Source organism: Gillisella vitis (assembly GCF_021559775.1).
GTDB classification, from domain to species: Bacteria; Pseudomonadota; Alphaproteobacteria; order Rhizobiales; family Rhizobiaceae; genus Allorhizobium; species Allorhizobium ampelinum.
Genome location: NZ_CP056047.1, coordinates 184349 through 203406 on the forward strand (window position 1 = coordinate 184349; position 19058 = coordinate 203406).

A 19058-nucleotide genomic window follows, 5' to 3' on the forward strand; every position below is an offset into this window, starting at 1 on the left:
GGCAATTTATTGCTCGTTTCCTTAAATCGGCATCGATTTTGGGAGAAATTATGCAGCAAATATAGAAAGCGACAACGCCATGCGTTTTATAAAACGCATGGCGTTGTCGCTTATCAAAGATCTTCCAGCCGTCACACCCGCCGCAGAAATCCATCGCGTGAAACGGTGATGGCGATTTTGTGCTCCAGCGCGTGGTCGTATTCAAGGTGCAGCGGCGTGCCATCGGCAGCCGTACGGCCTTCCTGTTCTAGGCCTCGCATATATTCCCAGACCGCGGTTCTGGGGTTGTCGCCTGGACCCCAGGGCCGTTCAGGATACATGCTTTCCGGCATGTCCTCCACTAGCGTATCCCAGACCGCGCAATAGGAGCCCTTGGAGACAAGCGGCGCGTAAAGCTCCAGTTCCTGCAAGACATGCGCATGGGTATGGTTGGAATCGAGGAAAACCATGACCTTTTCGTAGTCCTTGGCGGTATCCGTGACCTGAGCAATGATATCAGGCGCGACGGACGAGCCCTCTATCATGCTGATCTTGTGGCTCATCGGATGGGCCTCGATGGCGGCACGGTTATGGGCGCGGATGTCGATATCGATGCCGAGCACCTTGCGGCGGCTGGACTTGGGGTCCAGCATTTCGCCTTTTTCCACGGCCTCGCAATAATCGATCATCGCCAGCATGGAGGCGCTCATCACCAGCGAGCCGCCATGGGCTATGCCGGTTTCGATCACCAGATCCGGTTTGACCGACCAGATCATCTCCTGGATGGCATAGCTGTCCTGCGGAATCTGGATGATGGGCCGGCCCAGCCAGCTGAAATTATACATATAGCCCAGAGGTATGCATGATTCGATCCAGCGATTGGACAAATCGAGGAATTCCTTGCTCTCGCCGATCGACTGGATGTTACGGCTTACCAAAGCCTTGAAATCTTCGACAGTAGTCATTGCGGGTCCGTTCAGTTATTGCCTGCCTGCGCAGACGCTAGGCTGCCTTACCTGCGTGAGCCTGACGTGTCTGCGTATAATCATGGTTGAATAAGCCAGGGTGTCCCTTGAAGACGTAAATCGGTTGGCGTCATATGGCGCGCAATGCGTTGTATCGGCGGGATCGATCTGAAATCTCCTTGGTCTGGGGTTTGCCGCAGATGAAAGATTGGAGTGGCAAGGGATGGGCAAGACTATTCTGTTGACGGGAGCGACGGGCTTTGTCGGGAGGCAGATCCACCGTGCTCTGCTGGACGCCGGGCATAGCGTGGTGGCTGTCGTCCGGCCGCACTCCGCCAGTGTTTTTGCGGCAGAAGGCCGTGCCGCGAGAGTGATCGAGACGGAGGATGTGTTCGCGCAATCGGTCGATTGGTGGGCGGCCCAGTGCCAGGGCTGCGACGCGGTCATCCACGCCGCCTGGTATGTGGAGGCGGGGAAATACCTGGATTCGCCGCTGAATTTTCACTGCGTCACCGGCAGTTTGGCCCTGGCGCAAGGGGCTGCACGCGCTGGCATTTCCCATTTCATCGGCCTTGGCACCTGTGTCGAATATCGCTTGCCGTCGGACCATTTGACGGTGGATTCACCCCTTGAGCCGAAGACGCTTTATGCCGCTGCCAAGCTTTCCACCTACCAGATGTTGGACCGGTATTTCGCAGGCCTTGGCCTGGGGTTTTCCTGGTGCCGGATCTTTTATCTCTACGGAGAAGGCGAACATCCGGCCCGTCTTGTGCCTTACTTGAGGCAGCGCCTCGAGCAAGGTGCCGTTGCCAAGCTTTCCAAAGGCACACAATGGCGCGATTTTCTGGATGTGAAAGAGGCGGGAAAAATGATTGCTGGCGTTGTCGATACCGGACAGACCGGCGCGGTCAATATCTGCTCCGGCAAGGCGGTCACCATTCGTGCGCTGGCCGAACGCATTGCCGATGACTATGGCCGCCGCGACCTGCTGGAATTCGGCACGGCAGAGATCCATCCTACCGATCCCCTGGCGGTGGTCGGCGTGTGCAATGTTGCGGCGATCAAGCCTGCCTCAGGAGGAATGGCTGCCGGTTGATACTTTCAGCCTTCGTTTGTCAGGGAAAAGTGGAATCCGATTTTCCCGAAAAGGCAAATGAAAACAAGAAAAACGAGAGTCTGTCTGGTTCAATCAGAACCTGACAGACTCTCGTTTATCGCAACGCATTGAAGACAGCAATGTATCCTGATTTTGGCGTCAGGCACTTGCGCGGGCGTTTGGCTCCGCGATGACCCTGATTGGCGTCATCATGCTGCGCGCCACGGCGTAGAACTGCTGGGCGTTGACGGCATTGCCAATGAAGCGGTCTACCAACAGAACCTTGCCATGCAGGCCCTGCTGTCTGTCTTCATGGGGTGTGGCGGAAAAGGGCGGTGCGAAGGCCCGGACCCATGCCTGACCGCCCGGCATGGACAGGAACGCTCGGGAATAGGCTTCGTATTTTGTCCGAAACGGGCCAGTGGAATGTTCGAAAGCGCAATCATACATGCAGGCGCGGACGAAATCCTCCCCAAAGCCTGCCCATTCGCTGCCAAGCTCCATCAGCACTCGGGCCTGAACTTCGGCAATGGCAGCCGTCAGGCCTATTCCGGCATGCAACGGAAAATCCTTGAGTGCGGATGGCACGGGACGTGGCTGGAACGGGTGTGCATGCACGGCAGACAGCGGGCGATTGCAAAAGGCCAGTGCATTGGCAAACAGCAGCACGCGGGCCGCCCACTCATATTGCGGCACCAGGGTTAGCCAACTCAGTGCGCCGCAAGCCGAAAGGACACTGTCGATCAGGCTTCGCTTGATGGCCCCATGATAAAGACCGAAAGGCATGCGCGGCACTTGCCTTGCCTCTTTCCAGTGAAAGAAAGCCTCGAGCATCGGAGCCTTCTCAAATTCGGTAATATTATGCAGCACCGGGATCGCCACATTGGTCTTGATATGGCGCGGTGCATCCGCCGAGATCTGAAATGCACTCCATCCCAACGCATCCACATGGGGATGTTTATTTTCCAGAGAGGAGAGCAGCTCGGGAAGATCGGGCTCGATCATGTCTTCGGGATGGACAAGCGACACCCAATCGCCCTCGGCCGCAGCAAAGGTGCCGATCCAGAGCTGGGCTGCCGAAAGGGTTTCCGGTGCAGGTGGCAGAAGGCGCAAACGACTATCGCGTGCCGCTATATCCGCAAATGGTCCATGGCGATGCACGGTGTCGCCAAAGCCGGAGAGAATGATTTCCAGATCAGCGGTCGCATTCTTCAGGAGTTCCTGGACCAGATTGACTGGCAGGATATGGCCCGGTTCTACCGGAATACAGACAGAAAGCTTCGGCATTGGCATCTCACGATCTTTGGCACCATTTTCGGCAAAACTGGTTTCCACGTTTCCTGGAAATGCTCTAGGAGAACAAACTGGTGCGAGCCTTGGTGCAGTCCGTTAATGGACACACCAATCAAAGAATACTAGCGATTTTTATTTGGAAAAATGGTGCCCGGAGGCGGATTTGAACCACCGACACGCGGATTTTCAATCCGCTGCTCTACCAACTGAGCTATCCGGGCATCCTGGCCAAACAAATGCTATAGAAGCTCTGTTTGCCGTTAGGGGAAAAGTTTCCCCCGGAAGCAGCGCGGTTATACCATCTAAATTTTTCATGTCCAGCGCCAAAAGACACTTTTTTGACGGTGCATGAAAAAAGATTGAAAGTCTCTTAAAAACAGTATGTTACGCTAAAATTACAATGAACGGGATCAACTCAGAATCGACCGTCGTCATCCGGGTTGGATTCGTCTTCGGCCACGGGAATCGCATAGGAGCCTTTCAGCCAGCGCGACAGATCCTGCGTGCGGCAGCGGTCGGAGCAGAAGGGGTAGTGTTCGCGGTGGGATGGATGGCCGCATTCCGGGCAGGGCAGGGGTTTGCGCAAGGGTTCTACCTTGGCGGTATGTTCTGGTTCGTCACTCATGTGTTATCCTTTGCTTGGCCTCAGCCTTAACTCGCTGGCTCTTGCCTGCTGGGCTGTTACCCTTCCGACCAGCGGGCCTGCACATCCATGCCTTCGCCTGCCAGCAATTGCACGGTTTCATACAGGGGCAGGCCGACGACGTTGGAATAAGAGCCGACCAGTTTTTGCACAAAGCTGCCAGCAATGCCCTGGATGGCATAGGCACCAGCCTTGCCGCGCCATTCACCGGATAGAATATAGGCATTGATGTCCGCTTCCGACAGACGCTTGAAGCGCACCTTGCTTTCCACCACCTTCTGGCGGATCTTGCGATCCGGGGTAATCAGGCAGACACCGGTAAACACCCAGTGATTGCGGCCGGAAACCAGATTGAGCGCGGCGATGGCTTCATCGCTATATTCGGTTTTCGGCAGCACCCGACGGCCAACGGCAACCACCGTATCGGCCGCCAGGATGAAAGCGCCTTTCCAATCCGCCTCGTCAGCACTCGCCTCCAGGGCGGCTTTGGCCTTGTCGGTTGCCAAACGGCGCGCCAGCGAGCGTGGCTGCTCGTTCTTCAAGGGGCTTTCGTCGAGATCCATCGGCATCAGCCGATCGGCTTCCAGGCCCACCTGCCGCAGCAGTTCGACGCGGCGGGGGGAGCCTGAGGCCAGGATCAGCTTGCGTTTGCCGGCCATAGGCGGCTCCTCGCCGTTACTTGAAGCGATAGGTGATACGGCCCTTGGTCAGGTCGTAGGGTGTCATTTCCACCAGGACCTTGTCGCCAGCCAGCACGCGGATGCGGTTCTTGCGCATACGGCCAGCCGTATGGGCGATAATTTCATGTTCGTTTTCGAGCTTCACCCGGAATGTGGCGTTCGGCAGCAGTTCCGTAACGACACCGGGGAATTCGAGGACTTCTTCTTTAGCCATTGATGCCTTGTCTTTCTGTGTGTTTCGTCGGAGCGGTGACCGCCCCGGTCAAAATGTGGCCGGAACCTACACAATCACTGGGCTTTTGTGAACCTTGTAGATCGGGCTTTTCGAATTTGTTTCAAACGCCGCCAAGCGGGCTTGTTCCAGGCCGTTTGAAGCGCTGCTCGATCAGCACCGCCAGCCGGTCTCGCACCTCGCGATAGGCGGCCAGTTGCTGGTCGCGGGTATCGGCCTCGATGGTTGGGTCATGCATAGGCCAATACACCACCTCAACGGAAGAGGAGCGAGTCAGTTCCAGGGCGGCATGATGCGCTTCGGGAGCCAGAGTGACAACGAGGTCGAAAAAGTCGTCCTCCAACTCGTCCAGGGTCTGCGGTTGACGTTTGCCCAGCGAAAGCCCGATTTCATCCAGCACCACATCAACGAAAGGATCGCGCTCGCCATGCCGCACGCCCGCCGAGGCAACATAGACACCTGATGGCAGTAACCTCTTGGCAAGGGCCTCGGCCATGGGCGAGCGCACGGCATTCATACCGCAGAGGAACAGCACGGAGTGAGGTATGGCCCTCTCTTGGCTGTGATCGGCGCCGATGCCGGTGGGATCTTTGGTCGGTTCGCTCATGCCGGACGCCTCAGCCGCGCCAATACAGCACGCAGACCAGCGTGAAGAGCCGCCGGGCACTGTCGAAATCGAGATTGATCTTGTCTTTCAGTCGGTCTTTCAAAGTTTGCGAGCCATCGTTGTGAATGCCGCGCCGCCCCATGTCGATTGCTTCGATCTGGCTGGGCGTGGACGAGCGGATCGCCTCGTAATAGCTTTCGCAGATCATGAAATAGTCTTTGATGATCCGCCTTAGCGGCGTCAGCGACAGGATATGGGTGGCGACAGCCTCGCCATCCTGCGTGGTGATGGTGAAGACCAGCCGGGCATTCACAAGGGACAGGCTGAGGCGATAAGGGCCACCTGGATGACCGACCGGCTCGAAAGAGTTTTCCTCGATCAGATCGAAAATCGCCACGGCCCGCTCATGCTCGACATCGGGCGTCGAGCGCCCGATCGTCTCATCGAGAACGACATCGAAAAGCTTGAAGTCGCCCTTGGCCATCAGCTATTCCTCAAGATTGAGTCGGATGGCGACGGATCGTGCATGGGCATCCAGCCCCTCGCTCTTGGCCAAAGCAATTGCTGCCGGCGCCAATTGCCTAAGCTGTTGCGGGCCGAGCCGCAGGATCGAGGTGCGCTTGACGAAATCCAGCACCGACAGGCCGGAGGAAAACCGTGCCGAACGGGCCGTTGGCAGGACGTGATTAGAGCCGCCGACATAATCGCCGATCACTTCCGGCGTATGGCGACCGATGAAGATCGCGCCGGCATTGCGAATGCCCGCCATCAGCGCATCGGGATCGGCAACAGCCAGTTCCAGATGCTCGGCGGCAATGCGATTGGCAAGCGGCACGGAAGCGCCAAGGTTCGGGACAATGACCAGCGCGCCAAAATCCTGCCAGCTGGCGCTGGCAGTTTCGGCCCGGCTCAATGTCTTCAATTGCCGCTCAACGGCAGTCTCAACCGCTTTGGCAAAGTCCGGATCGTCGGTGATCAGAATCGATTGAGCGCCCCGGTCGTGTTCTGCCTGCGCCAGCAGATCGGCGGCAATCCAGTCTGGGTCATTATCCTTGTCGGCGATCACAAGCACTTCCGATGGGCCTGCGATCATATCGATGCCGACCGTGCCGAACACATGGCGCTTGGCAGCGGCCACATAGGCATTGCCGGGGCCGACGATCTTGGCGACCGGTTCGATGGTTTGCGTGCCATAGGCGAGCGCGGCGACAGCCTGAGCGCCACCGATCCGGTAGATTTCCGTCACGCCCGCAATTTTTGCCGCAGCCAGCACCGTGGGATTAATGGCGCCGCCGGAGGCAGGCACGACCATGACGACGCGCGGCACACCGGCAACCCTGGCCGGAACGGCATTCATCAGTACGGAACTTGGATAGCTTGCCGTGCCGCCCGGCACATAGAGACCAACCGCATCGATGGCGGTCCAGCGGGAGCCGAGGCCGACGCCGATGGCGTCTTCGTAGATGTCGTCCTTGGGCATCTGGCGGGCGTGGTGGCGCTCGATACGCTCTGCGGCAAGGTGCAACGCATCGATCAGCTCAGGCGAGACCTCGGCAAAGGCCGCATCGATTTCAGCTTCGGTGACGCGCATGGGCGTCACTGTGAAATCCAGCCCATCGAACCTGTGCGAATACTCCGCCAAGGCGGCATCACCGCGCGCCCGCACATCGTCGATAATGGTTTTGACGACTGCGTTTACATCCTCGGACACTTCCCGCTTGGTGGTGAGAAATGCGGCAAACCGCGCCTCGAAATCATCCGATGCCTGCTCAAGCCAAACTGCCACTGCGCCTAATTCCTTCTTCCGGCCCGCCTATTCCTCAGGCTCCGGGATGCCGGGGCCTTGATGTGGTTTCCCACGCGCCGCCGGTATCTGCAAGCTGTACTTCTATGCATTCAACATCCAAAGCAATGGTGGCGCCCGCCGCGCATACCAGCTCCACCCGGCCTTCAGGGCCATCCCCCTTGCCATCACCTTGGGCGGCGGTGAAGGTCACAGCCAGCAGGTTCATCACCTGGTCCTTGTCCGTCTGGCTTATGCCGATGGAGCGCACCGCCTGCACTCGTTTGATGGTGAGTAAGGCCCGGCGGCGCTCAAAGCTCTTGGTGCGGCGAAAAATTCCGCCGCCTTTTCCGGCTTTTTCCCAGACGAAACGGTTGACAGCGACGGAAAACACCCCGGACTTTGCCGCATAATCCACATCCGCTGGCTTGAACACCGCATCCTGCATATGGGCAGACAGAATGGCGAGATCTTCCTCGTCCAGCGATAGAAGCTTGAGATCGGTCATGCGCATGGCCCCGCTATTGCAATTGCTCTTGCAGATAGGTTGCCCGCCGTCATTAAGCAACGGGCAGCCTTGCTTGAAGAGCTTGAAATATAGGCGTGCTTAGTCGCTGATTCGTTCCACGATCGCGCCGCAACGAGTCAGCTTTTCTTCCAACCGCTCGAAGCCGCGGTCCAGATGATAGACGCGGTTGACCAAAGTTTCGCCCTCGGCGGCAAGCCCGGCGATGACCAGCGAGACGGAGGCGCGCAGGTCGGTTGCCATCACTGGCGCGCCCCGTAGGCGCTGTACGCCTTCGATACGGGCTGTCTGGCCGCTCAGGGTGATCTTGGCGCCGAGCCGCGCCAGTTCCTGCACATGCATGAAGCGGTTTTCGAAAATTGTTTCCGTCACATGTGCCACGCCCTGGGCGCGGGTCATCAGGCCCATGAATTGCGCCTGCAAGTCAGTCGGGAAGCCAGGAAACGGCTCGGTAACGATATCGACAGGGCGAATGGCATCGCCATGGCCGATGACGCGAATACCGTCCTCGATGGCGGAAACCTCGGCGCCAGCCCGGCGCAACGCCTCGACGGCGGTGTCGAGCAGGGTGATATCGGTGCCTTCCAGCGTCACGTCACCGCCGGTCATGGCGACGGCCATGGCATAGGTGCCGGTCTCGATCCGGTCCGGCAGAACCCGGTGGCGGGCACCGGACAGGCTGGTGACACCTTCGATGGTGATGGTGGCTGTACCTTGGCCGGTAATTTTCGCGCCCATGGCGTTCAGGCAATTGGCAAGATCTACCACTTCCGGCTCACGCGCGGCATTGTGGATCACTGTGGTGCCGCGTGCCAGCGATGCCGCCATCAGCATGACGTGGGTGGCGCCAACGGAAACCTTGGGGAATGTATAGCTCGCGCCAATCAAGCCGCCCTTTGGAGCCGTGGCTTCGATATAGCCGCTGTCGATCTCCATTGTGGCGCCCAGCGCGCGCAGACCGTCGATGAACAGATCGACCGGGCGGGTGCCGATGGCGCAGCCACCGGGCAGTGAGACGCGGGCTTTGCCTTCACGAGCGAGAAGCGGGCCGATCACCCAGAAGCTGGCGCGCATCTTGGAGACCAGTTCATAGGGCGCATTGGTATCGACAATGGTGCGGCAGGTGAAATGGATGGTGCGGGAATAGCTGCCGGACTGGCGCTCGCGCCGCCCATTGACGGCAATGTCGACGCCATGATTGCCCAGAATGCGCAATAGCAGCTCGACATCGGCCAGATGCGGCACATTTTCCAGCGTCAGCGTGTCGCTGGTCAGGAGCGAGGCGATCATCAAAGGCAGGGCGGCGTTTTTTGCACCGGAGATTGGAATGATGCCGTTAAGGGCGTTGCCGCCGACAATCCTGATACGATCCATAAAGAGTGATCAGGGGGCAAGGCCTGCCCCCGCCTTTCTTGGTTTGAAGAGTGTGTCGCGCCATGACAGCAATAATTGGCACTGCAATGCACGCGGTGTTTAGAGGAAAACCGCCAGCCGTTCAATTCGCTGTGTCAGGTTTCGCTGTTTGAGGTTTCAGTGTCATCCGGTTGGGGCAAATGTGCGGCGGGCAGTCCATCTGTTTCATCGGCGCCGCCAGCCCGGCGCGCCCGCGCCTGGCTTTTACGGCGCATCAGGTTTTCTCGCAATTTCTGAGCCGCCCGCTCACGCCGGCGCTCGGCCTGCGCCTGGGTGTTCAGCGCTGCAATCCGCTTGGCTTCTGCCACGCGCTCGGCCTTGGATGTATCGGTCTCGTCTGTCATGGCGGCGTCATAGCGCAAATGTGGATAAATCGGAAGATAGGCAAGGTTTTGCTATTTTATTCGCCTAACGACGTTTTGCTGCTTGCGCGCCCCGTCATCCTGTGGCAATAGCCCACTCGTTCCGTAGCGGCACAGTCCGCTTCGCCAGATGCTGCTATAGCTCAGGGGTAGAGCACTCCCTTGGTAAGGGAGAGGCCGAGAGTTCAAATCTCTCTAGCAGCACCATTTTATCCCATTGAAATTGTTAGAGTCTTTGCGTTGCGGATGGCGGGCAAATGGTGATACTCCGAATTGATCCCTTCCCATCCGAAGACGAGCTGAATTTACTTTGGTTCAAGGCTTGGGGCAGCCCGGATCGAAAAGAATTCGCCAGTGTCCTATTGCGCAGCCTTACGCATATAGGCGCTTATGCTGATGATCGGCTCGTCGGCTTCGTGAATGTCGCATGGGACGGAGGAGCGCACGCCTTTATCCTGGATACTTGCGTCGATCCTAAGCTACGAAGACAGGGTATCGCCACTCGCATGGTGGTTGCTGCCACAAATGTGGCGCGAGGGCGTGGAGCAAAGTGGTTGCATGTCGATTTCCAACCACATCTGACTTCGTTTTACCGAAATTGCGGTTTCAGGCATACCGAGGCAGGACTTATGGAGTTGAAATGAGTCGTTTCTCCTGCCCAGGCGCTGACCGCTAAACTCGGGCCTCCATGGGAACTTTTCTCTCTGCCCTGCGAGACCATAAGTGCAAAACTCAGAATCCCAATAGCCTAATTTATTGGGCACACGTCATACCATATCGCGGCAAACCTAAATTCAGTCGAGCTTCTTGCGAACAAGCAGCACTGTTCCGCACGCTGCGCCACAGATAGCGCCAAAGGCCAGCAAACTCAGGAACAGGTTCAGACCGGTACTTGGATATTTGTTGGTGTCAGGCAGTGTTGAATCGGTAAAACTGTCAAGATAGACAAGTTGCAGAGAGCTGACCAGCTTCACTTTTTCGAAGTCGCTGATTGCCGATTTCATGCGGCTTTCTGCCATTTTCAGATCAAGGTTAAGCTTGTTGAACAGGCTTGAATAATCGGCGAGATTGCCATCGGCACCTGTCGAAAGGCCCGCAGTTTTAGCCTGCATGCTTTTGGATTGTTCCTCGAGTGCCGCGATGCGCCTGTCGATATCGGCCATCTGCGGAGAACTCGCGCTAACGCTCTGGCTGAGAGCCATGCGGCGGCTTTTCAGATCGGCAATACTCGATTCGATATTGGTCAACACGGTAATGATGCTGGTGGCCGACAGATCCACATCGAAAACGCCTGTTTGATTCTGCGTATCGCGAAGCTTCCCACGCAGCTCACTGACTTCCTTCGTCGCATTGTCCACATCCCGCTGCGTCGAGACCAGAAGGTCATCCCACATTCCCGAACTCAGTTGGTTGATCTGCTGCTCGGAAAGCTTCAGGACCAATTTTGACAGGTCATGCGCTTCTTGTGGGGTAAAAGCGGTGACCTCCAGCTCCACAATGCCGCTCTTCGCGTTTACCGAGGCACTATATCGCTTTTTCCAGTATTTGAGGATGTCGTCCTGGGTGGCGTCTTTTCGAAGACGAGAAAACCAATCAATGTCGTCTCGACCATAGATTTTGTGAAGATCGACAGATTTTTGCAAATCCTGGATGACCGCCGGGCTGCTGAGATAGTTCAGGAGGATGGCGGTGTCCTGGACAATTTTCATCTTTGGCTCGACCGCATCACTCGAATACCGGTCGCGCGACAGATAAGGAACGGAGGAACGGACGATGAACCGTACTTCCGAAGCATATCCGGGGCTTGCAAGAAAAGCATAGTAGAGGATACTGGCACTCATCGGCAAAACGAATGTCACACCGATAAAGATCATCAAGATGACGGCAAAAACCCGGTCGCGTGTCCGGGGCGCTAGACCTGCAAGCCGGTAAAGATTGCGGCGGCTTCGGTTTTCGAATGTCAGGGCACGTGCATAGGAACTCAGCGCGGACGCCAGTTTTTGGCTGCGCGCAAGCACGGGAGGCAGGTCCGCCTCCAGCATTTTCTTGTCGTCCGTCACTGTTTTCTCTGACACGTCGTCCACTTTTCCTGACAAACTCTAGCGATTCAGTCTCATGTATGTGGCGATACCCTCTTCGACACTATCGAATTGCACCATATGACCGTCAATTAAAACAAGAGCGACATCGCAATAATCTTTAATCGTGTCCATGTCGTGAGAAATCATGATGACATCGGATTTTGTACGTCTTGCCCTGAAGGCTTCCCGGCAGCGTCGCTGAAAATTCGAGTCACCGACAGCGGTGATTTCGTCGACGAGATAACAATCGAATTCGATGGCCATGGAAAGGCCGAATGCAAAGCGTGCCATCATCCCGGACGAATAGGTGCGCAACGGTTCATTCAGATAGCTGCCAATTTCGGCAAATTCGGCAACAAAGCGCAGCACCCGATGAAAATCCTCGCCATAGGCCCTGGCGACGAATTTCAGGTTTTCCTTTCCGCTCAACATGTGGTTCAGGCCATTGGCAAAGCCGAGCGGCCAGGAAACCCGGACCTGTCGATGAATACGCCCTTTGTTTGGCAATTCCGCGCCTGATATGAGCCGCATGGTTGTCGACTTCCCGGCGCCATTCACCCCAAGCAGTCCATAGGACCGCCCGGCAACAAACTGCATGCTCTGATTGCGCAGGATAAACCGGCGATGCGCCGCTGTCTTGTAATATTTCGTTACGTTCTCAAGGGTGATCATCGTCAGGCCTTATGATCCTCGATCGACATCCAGACCAGGGTTGCTGTCATCCAAAGCGTGAAGAGGCCGGCAGAGAGAATGAGCCATGCGGAAAAACGTTCAGGGTATTTTGACTTTTCTGGCGCGTGTGAATCCGAGAAAATAGAAACGAATGTGGTTCGTTTCAGTGCTGTGGATTTTGCCGTGTCGAGATTTTTGACTGTCGCTTCGTAAAGCGCCTGGGTCACGATCCGGCGGGTTTCCAGCCTTGAAAATTCGATCATGCTGGTCGAAAGCTGAGTTGGATCGTTGGTATCCTTGCCCGCCAGGCTGTTCTGGCGCAATTGTATCTGATCGTCGATCGCCTGGATCGACCGGCGAAGCTCTCTTCCGCGCGCCGTATTGTCCGCTTTGGCGGCTTCGAGGGATTTCAGATCGACTGTCAGGTTCAATTTCTGCTCAGTCAGCTTCGAAATGATCGTGCTGACCATTTTTGCGGACGAAACCGGATCGAGAATACCTGTCTTGTTCTGATATTCCCGCAGATCGTCCAGCGCCTTGCGATAGTCTTCAAGGCTGCCGATCAAGTCGTGTTCGACCCGGTCAACCAGGTCGCTCTTGGCCTTGTCGGAAATCTTGCTGATCATTTCATCGGCAGCAGCGAGGGCCGCCTTGGATATGCTGACCGAATCCTCTGGCGAGAAGGCTCGAACGGTAAAAATGATAATGCCGGACGGGCCGTCGACATAAGTATCGACATGCTGCATCCAATATTTATGAAGGTCCTCGGATGTGGGGTCGCTGGACAGGCGTGATAGCGGGTCGATACCGTCTTTCAAGAAAAAATTGCGTAGCCCGATTTCGGTGTCCAGCTTCCTGACGATTTGAGGCGATTTCAGATAATTGGCGACGATATAGGAATCCTGCGTCAACGAATCGCCGCCGATGATTGAGCGGCCTTCTCGTTGCTCAGACGTGTCGAAACGTTCGCTGACGCCGATGGTGCGAACAACCATACGGGTCTCGGAAATATACTGGCCGCTGGCAATCAGGGAATAATAGATCGCTGCAAAGACACTCGGCACCAGCACGAAAGCAATAAGAGAATTTTTCTTGGTAAAAAACAGGCCAAGCAGCGTCCCGACAATACCTTTTTTAGACAGGCTGGGGGTGCCAGTTTGTCCTCGATTGGTCTTTTGGGCATCATGAACGGGAAAACCGACTTCAAGGCTCATATTGCGTTCCTGTTGGCGCAAGCGATGCGGAAACATCCTTTGTCCGTAACGGTCATACCCTTTTGCTCATATATTCTCAATTGCCTCGTCTCAACAGGCAACAGCCATGGCCGCGCATAAGCCAATTCCATCATGTTTTGCTGATATCATCGGTAGATATGGCGTTAACGTGGCGTGAGAGAAATTGGAATGTCACATTTGCGTTTCAGGACGATTTAGGACTTGAACAGCCTGTTATCAAGGGACAGGCGATCCGTTAGAAAACCAGGCAGTTTTTCGTGATTGGCGCCAAGACAATGCCCGGCGACCAGGGCGATGCGCTGCGTGGCCCGTTTCAACCTGTCCCTAAAGGTAATTGCTCCATAAGCCGGATCGATCTTCTGGCGAAAAGCCTGGACAGTAAACTTGCCCATCCCGGCCAGAGCCTGGCCCAGGTTCGGTGAGAGCCGATAGCCAAAATACCGGGTGAAGTTGCGGGATTCGTCGAAAGCCCGGCGAAGCTGCTCGATGAAACTGTAGTCATGGGAATGATAGACCACCGCATCCGGCGCATAGGCTTTCCAAAAGCCAGCCTCGATAATGCTTTTCGCCCATAATTGATCCTCGGCAAACTCCACATCGGGGTAGGGAAAGCGGTCCCATACGGACTTGCGCATCAGGGAATTATTGTCAGAGTAAAAATGCAGCAATTGCCGCCAGCCTTCATCGGCCTGATAGCGGGCCGGATCAAGGTCCTTATGAACGATCAGCGGATGATGCAGGAAGCCTCGGAAATGTTGGTCGAGATCGCTTTTGGTAAAAGGTGACGCGGTATCGTAGGCGATATGGCGGCCGAACACACCGGCGATCCGGGTATCCTGTTCTGCTGCCGCGACCATGCGCGCCAGCCAATGCTCATCGACAGGCTCCGCGTCATGGGTGAGAAAGGCCACGAACTGCGCATCTGCGGTCTGAATGCCGAGATTGCGGGTCTTGCCATGGCCGAAGTCACGCGGATCGATTTCGATCAGGTTTACCCGCTCCAGGCTCCGCAGATAGTCTTTCGTACCATCGCGAGAGCCTGAATCGATAACGATGATCTCATAGGGCCAGGGTGTTTGCTGGCGAAGCACCTTTTCCATCACCTTCGGCAGGACTGCCATGGCATTCTTGGTCGGAATAACCACGGCGCAATGGTATTTCGTCATGATTGCGCTCCCTGCTGCGCACCATGGGTTACCCGTTCCCGGATTGCCGCCTCAACGAGTCGTGCTGATTTCTCCCAGGACAGGTCCTTCACGTAATCGAGGCCGCCTTGCCTTAGACGCTCACGCTCCTCAGGCTGTTTGAGCAGGCGCTCCATCTGATCGGCGATGCCATCAGGTGTCGGCTCGGCGAAGGCCATGGCATTGTCGGGAAAGATCGAGCGGACGGTATCGAGATCGAGATCGATGACGGGAAGGCCGCAGGCCATCATTTCCTTGTTCACCAGCGAATGATTGGTGGCTGAAAATACCACGCCAACCGTTGCCTCACGATAAAGCTCTGCCAGTTGCTGACCTTTCAGAATGCCAAGGTCGCGATAGGGAAAATCAACGTTGAGTTTGCCCAAGGGCCAGCCAAAGAAATCGACTTCAAAATCGATATTGCGCTTTCTCAAGATGTCGAGGGCCATGAAGGCAAGCTCGACAGCGCGGCGTGGTGTGACATAGCGGGCATAAAGGGCAATGCGTTTGCTGCGGCGCTCCTTCGTGCCGGTGCCGAGATTGTAGATACCTGCATCATAGGCAAGCGGCCATGACATCGCCCATCGTCCATATTGCTGCGACATGCGCTTATGCAGCCAATCACCGGCACACAGGCAATCGAAATCGAAACGGTAGGTGGCTTCGGTCAGCAGCGCTTCCGTCCCCGACGGATAGAAGGACGGTTCGTAATCCTGTACGAAATAGAATTTGCGGGTAAAGCCCTGCATGGCGTTGACCGGGTAGCAGGTAAAGCGGTCTGTTGCGATCAGGGCATCGCCCTCAGCCTGCGGCGTTGCACCCTTGAACAGATCGAGGGATCCGGAAAACGGCTGAAAATGGGTGTTGATCGTTTCCAAAGCGGCTGCGGCGGTTTTATGAACCTTCGGATTCTGTACCAGGAAGCGAACGTCATGACCGAAGCGTTCAAGATAGCTTGCGATCCGGAAAATCGTCATATGGCCGCCCGCTCCCGGCATGAAATCCGGAATGACCCAGGTGATGCGCAACCGGGACATATCCAGAGTGTCCAGGGGAGGGCGCCCACCGGAAGGCTCGTAGCTCACGAATGACTTGAGATGATCGATTTGACGCTCGATCAATGTTTTCTTTGATGTCTTCAACCCGAGGAAAGACAATAGATGCCGGGCTGCGGATGCAAACTGCACGAGGGCCATCTCCTTTAGCTTTTCCGCCAGTCACGGAAAAGCGTGTCGCGTCGAAGCATAGTGAATGCCAGCTTTTTCGTCGCCAGCCCTCCAAAGTCAAGCATGAGTTCTACCTGTGCCGTTATATCGGGTTTTTGCAGGAGGCTTTCCTGCGAGTGACATGGCAAATACGCGATAATTCAGGCATTTGACGGATTTGAGACAATCCCAGGCCCTGTAAGGTCGCTATGCCTCGGCCATTCCGAAGCATCTGATGGAGAAATGGGCGCGACAGGACGCGCAAGCCGTGCCATAAGGCGCGAAAACCACCGTTTCCAGGCCTTGTGACATGATCCGTATTGAAAATATCTCCAAGCAGAACAGCCATCGCCTGTTGTTCATCGAGGCCTCCGCCGCCCTGAACAAGGGGGAGAAGATTGGCCTGGTCGGGCCGAACGGCGCTGGCAAGACCACGCTGTTTCGGATGATCACCGGCGAGGAATTGCCCGACGAAGGCCAGGTCGCGACCGAAAAAGGTGTGACCATCGGCTATTTCAACCAGGATGTCGGCGAAATGTCCGGGCGTTCGGCGGTCGCCGAGGTCATGGACGGGGCAGGGCCGGTCAGCACGGTGGCGGCAGAATTGCGCGAGCTGGAAGGTGCCATGTCGGACCCCGACCGGATGGATGAGATGGATGCGATCATCGAGCGCTATGGCGAGGTGCAGGCGCGCTATGAAGAGCTGGATGGATACGCTCTGGAAGGCCGCGCGCGCGAGGTACTGGATGGGTTGAGCTTTTCCCAGGAGATGATGGATGGCGATGTCGGCAAGCTGTCGGGTGGCTGGAAAATGCGCGTGGCGCTGGCCCGTATTCTGCTGATGCGGCCCGATGTGATGCTGCTCGACGAGCCGAGCAACCATCTCGATCTCGAAAGCCTGATCTGGCTGGAAAGTTTTCTGAAAAATTACGATGGTGCCCTGCTGATGACCTCGCATGACCGCGAGTTCATGAACCGGATCGTCACGAAGATCATTGAGATCGATGGCGGTTCGCTGACCAGCTATTCCGGTGACTATGGCTTTTACGAGGGCCAGCGCGCCCAGAACGAGAAGCAGCAGCAGGCGCAATTCGAGCGTCAGCAGGCAATGCTGGCCAAGGAAATCAAGTTCATCGAGCGGTTCAAGGCGCGTGCCTCCCATGCGGCCCAGGTGCAGAGCCGGGTGAAGAAACTCGACAAGATCGACCGGGTCGAGCCGCCGCGCCGCCGCCAGACGGTGGCGTTCGACTTCCTGCCCGCGCCGCGCTCCGGCGATGACGTCATCAATATCAAGAATGTCCATAAGGCCTATGGCAGCCGGACGATTTATCAGGGGCTGGATTTCATGGTCCGCCGGCGCGAACGCTGGTGCATCATGGGTATCAATGGCGCTGGAAAATCGACGCTGCTGAAGCTGGTTGCTGGCACGACCGAGCCGGATCAAGGCACGGTCAGCATCGGCGCCAGCGTCAAGCTCGGCTATTTCGCCCAGCATGCCATGGATGTGCTGGATGGCGACAGCACTGTGCTGCAATGGCTGGAGGAAAGCTTTCCGAAGGCAGGGCAGGCCCCGCTCCGGGCATTGGCCGGTTGCTTCGGCTTTTCCGGCGACGATGTCGAAAAGCGCTGCCGGGTGCTGTCAGGCGGCGAGAAAGCGCGGTTGGTGATGGCGGCCATGCTGTTCGACCCACCAAATCTGCTGGTTCTGGACGAGCCGACCAACCATCTGGATCTCGACACCAAGGAAATGTTGATCAAGGCGCTGTCGGCCTATGAAGGCACCATGCTGTTCGTCAGCCATGACCGGCATTTTCTGGCCGCCTTGTCTAACCGCGTCCTGGAACTGACGCCGGATGGCATCCATCAATATGGCGGCGGTTATACCGAATATGTGGAGCGCACCGGCCAGGAAGCGCCCGGCCTGCATGCAGCATAATCGAGTCGTTATCCGCGCTTGTCGGGGCGAATGGCGCTGCGCAGCTCCACCAGCCGGTTCAGCGTTTCCAGCGTCCGTTCCGGTTTGAGAGCGGAGAGTGCCAGCGCCAGGGTTTCGATCACCACCAGTGAGGGCGCATGCAGCGCCACCTGCTCGCTTTTGGCGCGCGGAACGACGAGGCTGACGCTGGCATGCTGGCGCAGCACGCTTTCCGCCTGCCCCAGCACCAGGATCAGCGGCACGTCCAGCCGTTTGGCCTCGGAAATCACTGTCATGGCTTCGCGATGCGGACGGCCATGCAGCAGCATGACCAGCACATGGCCGGTGCCAAGCCCAAGCAATTGTTCGGCCAGCGAAATTCCTGTGGTGTTGAGCGCATAGGAGGGAAAGCCGGAGCGCGAAAACAGCCTTGCGCCGTAACTGGCGATAATGCCGGATGCGCCGATGCCGAAAACCCCGATAGCGCGGGCCTCGGCCATCAGCAGGGCTGCCTTGGAAAGGGCGGCGCGGTTTTCCGGGCTTGCCAGCGCCGCCAGCGCAGTCTGCTGGTTTTCCAGCACGAAATCCACGGCGGCATTGCTATTGCCGCTGATGTCATCGGTGGTGGCGGCCATTTTCTCAATAGGGGAATCGGTCTCGCCCAAATAGGCTTTCAGCGTTTCCTTCAGATCGATCAGGCCACGAAAGCCCAGTGCCTGAATGGCGCGGATCACCGTTGCGTCAGATGTGCCGGTCTCAAAGGCGATTTCCAGCGCCGATTTGCTCAACACCGCATGGCGATGGCCATCGATATAATCGGCGACGGTCAACAGACCAGGCGACAACTGATCGCGGCGCTTTTTCAGCCGCTCGCCATAACGGTCGATGCGCCGTGATTTGCCGGTTCGTTCGCCTTGCCTGCCCATTCCTTGGCTATGCTCCTGATCCTGTAGTAGTCGCCCGCATTCATTGTCCAGATAGGGCATTTCTCCACCAAAACCTTTGAATACCTGCCGCAAAGGGCAGGCTGCCCATCCGGTTTTCCGTGTATACGCCGCTTTAGCGGCCTTTTTACCCGGCTACCACGTGGTTTTAAAGTTGACTACTACATTCATCAATTAGAAAAGCCCAGAGAACAAGCGGATGACAATGAAATTTCGGGGGTAAAGCGGTGGGGCGAACGGTGG

General features: G+C 56.8%; 20 protein-coding genes and 2 tRNA genes. 4 read left to right on the plus strand and 18 right to left on the minus strand.

Translation table 11 applies throughout. The features are described 5' to 3' along the window. Nucleotides 1-131 precede the first annotated feature (131 nt). Entirely contained in the window at nucleotides 132-944 is an 813-nt protein-coding gene (locus AVCG78_RS00830; RefSeq protein WP_071202720.1) for a cephalosporin hydroxylase family protein, read from the minus strand. A 223-nt stretch (nucleotides 945-1167) separates the two neighbouring features. Between AVCG78_RS00830 and AVCG78_RS00835 the strand changes: the two genes are divergently transcribed. Further along, entirely contained in the window at nucleotides 1168-2040 is an 873-nt protein-coding gene (locus AVCG78_RS00835) for an NAD-dependent epimerase/dehydratase family protein (RefSeq protein WP_156582657.1), read from the plus strand. Between the two features lie 159 nt (nucleotides 2041-2199). Here the strand turns inward: AVCG78_RS00835 and AVCG78_RS00840 are convergent, their stop codons facing one another. The 11 genes from AVCG78_RS00840 to AVCG78_RS00890 all read right to left on the minus strand — a co-directional run bounded on the left by AVCG78_RS00840 (nucleotide 2200) and on the right by AVCG78_RS00890 (nucleotide 9561). Continuing rightward, nucleotides 2200-3327: a hypothetical protein gene (locus AVCG78_RS00840; RefSeq protein ID WP_143049351.1), complete on the minus strand. Its 1128-nt coding sequence runs from the start codon at nucleotides 3325-3327 to the stop codon at nucleotides 2200-2202. A gap of 151 nt (nucleotides 3328-3478) precedes the next feature. After that, nucleotides 3479-3554: transfer RNA gene (locus AVCG78_RS00845), tRNA-Phe, on the minus strand. A gap of 194 nt (nucleotides 3555-3748) precedes the next feature. Next, entirely contained in the window at nucleotides 3749-3958 is a 210-nt protein-coding gene (gene yacG / locus AVCG78_RS00850; protein ID WP_015914881.1) for a DNA gyrase inhibitor YacG, read from the minus strand. A gap of 56 nt (nucleotides 3959-4014) precedes the next feature. Further along, the gene (locus tag AVCG78_RS00855) at nucleotides 4015-4635 is read right to left on the minus strand and encodes a Maf-like protein (RefSeq protein WP_015914882.1); all 621 of its coding nucleotides are present in this window, start codon (nucleotides 4633-4635) and stop codon (nucleotides 4015-4017) included. Between the two features lie 16 nt (nucleotides 4636-4651). Further along, nucleotides 4652-4870, minus strand: coding sequence for a translation initiation factor IF-1 (infA, locus tag AVCG78_RS00860; RefSeq protein WP_004435948.1), 219 nt, complete (start codon nucleotides 4868-4870; stop codon nucleotides 4652-4654). A 121-nt stretch (nucleotides 4871-4991) separates the two neighbouring features. Beyond that, nucleotides 4992-5495, minus strand: a complete 504-nt coding sequence (locus AVCG78_RS00865; RefSeq protein ID WP_015914883.1) for an arsenate-mycothiol transferase ArsC — start codon at nucleotides 5493-5495, stop codon at nucleotides 4992-4994. Nucleotides 5496-5505: 10 nt separating this feature from the next. Continuing rightward, a complete protein-coding gene (locus AVCG78_RS00870; RefSeq protein ID WP_015914884.1) occupies nucleotides 5506-5979 on the minus strand; it encodes a UPF0262 family protein in 474 nt (157 codons plus the stop codon). Nucleotides 5980-5982: 3 nt separating this feature from the next. Then, nucleotides 5983-7281 carry a histidinol dehydrogenase gene (gene hisD, locus AVCG78_RS00875; protein WP_071203018.1) on the minus strand — a complete coding sequence of 433 codons (1299 nt, stop codon included), beginning with the start codon at nucleotides 7279-7281 and terminating at the stop codon, nucleotides 5983-5985. 34 nt (nucleotides 7282-7315) lie between these two features. Beyond that, nucleotides 7316-7786 carry a DUF2948 family protein gene (locus AVCG78_RS00880; protein WP_071202842.1) on the minus strand — a complete coding sequence of 157 codons (471 nt, stop codon included), beginning with the start codon at nucleotides 7784-7786 and terminating at the stop codon, nucleotides 7316-7318. Between the two features lie 99 nt (nucleotides 7787-7885). Further along, entirely contained in the window at nucleotides 7886-9178 is a 1293-nt protein-coding gene (murA, locus tag AVCG78_RS00885; protein ID WP_071202727.1) for a UDP-N-acetylglucosamine 1-carboxyvinyltransferase, read from the minus strand. A 134-nt stretch (nucleotides 9179-9312) separates the two neighbouring features. Continuing rightward, the gene (locus AVCG78_RS00890) at nucleotides 9313-9561 is read right to left on the minus strand and encodes a hypothetical protein (protein ID WP_015914888.1); all 249 of its coding nucleotides are present in this window, start codon (nucleotides 9559-9561) and stop codon (nucleotides 9313-9315) included. Nucleotides 9562-9711: 150 nt separating this feature from the next. Here AVCG78_RS00890 and AVCG78_RS00895 point away from each other — a divergent pair. Continuing rightward, nucleotides 9712-9786: transfer RNA gene (locus tag AVCG78_RS00895), tRNA-Thr, on the plus strand. Nucleotides 9787-9836: 50 nt separating this feature from the next. Beyond that, nucleotides 9837-10223, plus strand: a complete 387-nt coding sequence (locus AVCG78_RS00900) for a GNAT family N-acetyltransferase (protein WP_071202729.1) — start codon at nucleotides 9837-9839, stop codon at nucleotides 10221-10223. 150 nt (nucleotides 10224-10373) lie between these two features. Here the strand turns inward: AVCG78_RS00900 and AVCG78_RS00905 are convergent, their stop codons facing one another. The 5 genes from AVCG78_RS00905 to AVCG78_RS00925 form a co-directional block, all read right to left on the minus strand. Then, entirely contained in the window at nucleotides 10374-11654 is a 1281-nt protein-coding gene (locus AVCG78_RS00905; protein WP_071203017.1) for a hypothetical protein, read from the minus strand. A gap of 24 nt (nucleotides 11655-11678) precedes the next feature. After that, nucleotides 11679-12332 (minus strand): ABC transporter ATP-binding protein, encoded by a 654-nt coding sequence (locus AVCG78_RS00910; RefSeq protein ID WP_015914929.1) that lies wholly within the window; start codon nucleotides 12330-12332, stop codon nucleotides 11679-11681. A gap of 2 nt (nucleotides 12333-12334) precedes the next feature. Further along, on the minus strand, nucleotides 12335-13546 hold the full coding sequence (locus AVCG78_RS00915) for a hypothetical protein (RefSeq protein WP_139191280.1): 1212 nt from the start codon (nucleotides 13544-13546) through the stop codon (nucleotides 12335-12337). Between the two features lie 215 nt (nucleotides 13547-13761). Further along, nucleotides 13762-14733, minus strand: coding sequence for a glycosyltransferase family 2 protein (locus AVCG78_RS00920; RefSeq protein WP_071202733.1), 972 nt, complete (start codon nucleotides 14731-14733; stop codon nucleotides 13762-13764). Then, the gene (locus AVCG78_RS00925; RefSeq protein ID WP_174089631.1) at nucleotides 14730-15938 is read right to left on the minus strand and encodes a glycosyltransferase family 4 protein; all 1209 of its coding nucleotides are present in this window, start codon (nucleotides 15936-15938) and stop codon (nucleotides 14730-14732) included. Before AVCG78_RS00925 ends, AVCG78_RS00920 begins: the two co-directional genes overlap by 4 nt. A 328-nt stretch (nucleotides 15939-16266) precedes the next feature. Here AVCG78_RS00925 and AVCG78_RS00930 point away from each other — a divergent pair, with 328 nt between their 5' ends. Further along, nucleotides 16267-17892 (plus strand): ABC-F family ATP-binding cassette domain-containing protein, encoded by a 1626-nt coding sequence (locus tag AVCG78_RS00930; protein ID WP_015914931.1) that lies wholly within the window; start codon nucleotides 16267-16269, stop codon nucleotides 17890-17892. 8 nt (nucleotides 17893-17900) lie between these two features. On the opposite strand, the gene AVCG78_RS00935 is transcribed toward AVCG78_RS00930, so the two are convergent. Next, nucleotides 17901-18797: a MurR/RpiR family transcriptional regulator gene (locus tag AVCG78_RS00935; protein ID WP_071202738.1), complete on the minus strand. Its 897-nt coding sequence runs from the start codon at nucleotides 18795-18797 to the stop codon at nucleotides 17901-17903. Between the last annotated feature and the right edge of the window lie 261 nt (nucleotides 18798-19058).

Bases quoted from the DNA above. Each gene is read 5' to 3' on its own strand.
- AVCG78_RS00880 (WP_071202842.1), bottom strand. From the start codon at position 7,786: ATGACCGATCTCAAGCTTCTATCGCTGGACGAGGAAGATCTCGCCATT.
- murA (WP_071202727.1), bottom strand. From the start codon at position 9,178: ATGGATCGTATCAGGATTGTCGGCGGCAACGCCCTTAACGGCATCATT.
- AVCG78_RS00890 (WP_015914888.1), bottom strand. From the start codon at position 9,561: ATGACAGACGAGACCGATACATCCAAGGCCGAGCGCGTGGCAGAAGCC.
- AVCG78_RS00865 (WP_015914883.1), bottom strand. From the start codon at position 5,495: ATGAGCGAACCGACCAAAGATCCCACCGGCATCGGCGCCGATCACAGC.
- AVCG78_RS00835 (WP_156582657.1), top strand. From the start codon at position 1,168: ATGGGCAAGACTATTCTGTTGACGGGAGCGACGGGCTTTGTCGGGAGG.
- AVCG78_RS00840 (WP_143049351.1), bottom strand. From the start codon at position 3,327: ATGCCGAAGCTTTCTGTCTGTATTCCGGTAGAACCGGGCCATATCCTG.
- AVCG78_RS00920 (WP_071202733.1), bottom strand. From the start codon at position 14,733: ATGACGAAATACCATTGCGCCGTGGTTATTCCGACCAAGAATGCCATG.
- AVCG78_RS00855 (WP_015914882.1), bottom strand. From the start codon at position 4,635: ATGGCCGGCAAACGCAAGCTGATCCTGGCCTCAGGCTCCCCCCGCCGC.
- AVCG78_RS00930 (WP_015914931.1), top strand. From the start codon at position 16,267: ATGATCCGTATTGAAAATATCTCCAAGCAGAACAGCCATCGCCTGTTG.
- AVCG78_RS00915 (WP_139191280.1), bottom strand. From the start codon at position 13,546: ATGAGCCTTGAAGTCGGTTTTCCCGTTCATGATGCCCAAAAGACCAAT.
- yacG (WP_015914881.1), bottom strand. From the start codon at position 3,958: ATGAGTGACGAACCAGAACATACCGCCAAGGTAGAACCCTTGCGCAAA.
- AVCG78_RS00900 (WP_071202729.1), top strand. From the start codon at position 9,837: ATGGTGATACTCCGAATTGATCCCTTCCCATCCGAAGACGAGCTGAAT.
- AVCG78_RS00830 (WP_071202720.1), bottom strand. From the start codon at position 944: ATGACTACTGTCGAAGATTTCAAGGCTTTGGTAAGCCGTAACATCCAG.
- infA (WP_004435948.1), bottom strand. From the start codon at position 4,870: ATGGCTAAAGAAGAAGTCCTCGAATTCCCCGGTGTCGTTACGGAACTG.
- AVCG78_RS00910 (WP_015914929.1), bottom strand. From the start codon at position 12,332: ATGATCACCCTTGAGAACGTAACGAAATATTACAAGACAGCGGCGCAT.
- AVCG78_RS00935 (WP_071202738.1), bottom strand. From the start codon at position 18,797: ATGGGCAGGCAAGGCGAACGAACCGGCAAATCACGGCGCATCGACCGT.
- AVCG78_RS00870 (WP_015914884.1), bottom strand. From the start codon at position 5,979: ATGGCCAAGGGCGACTTCAAGCTTTTCGATGTCGTTCTCGATGAGACG.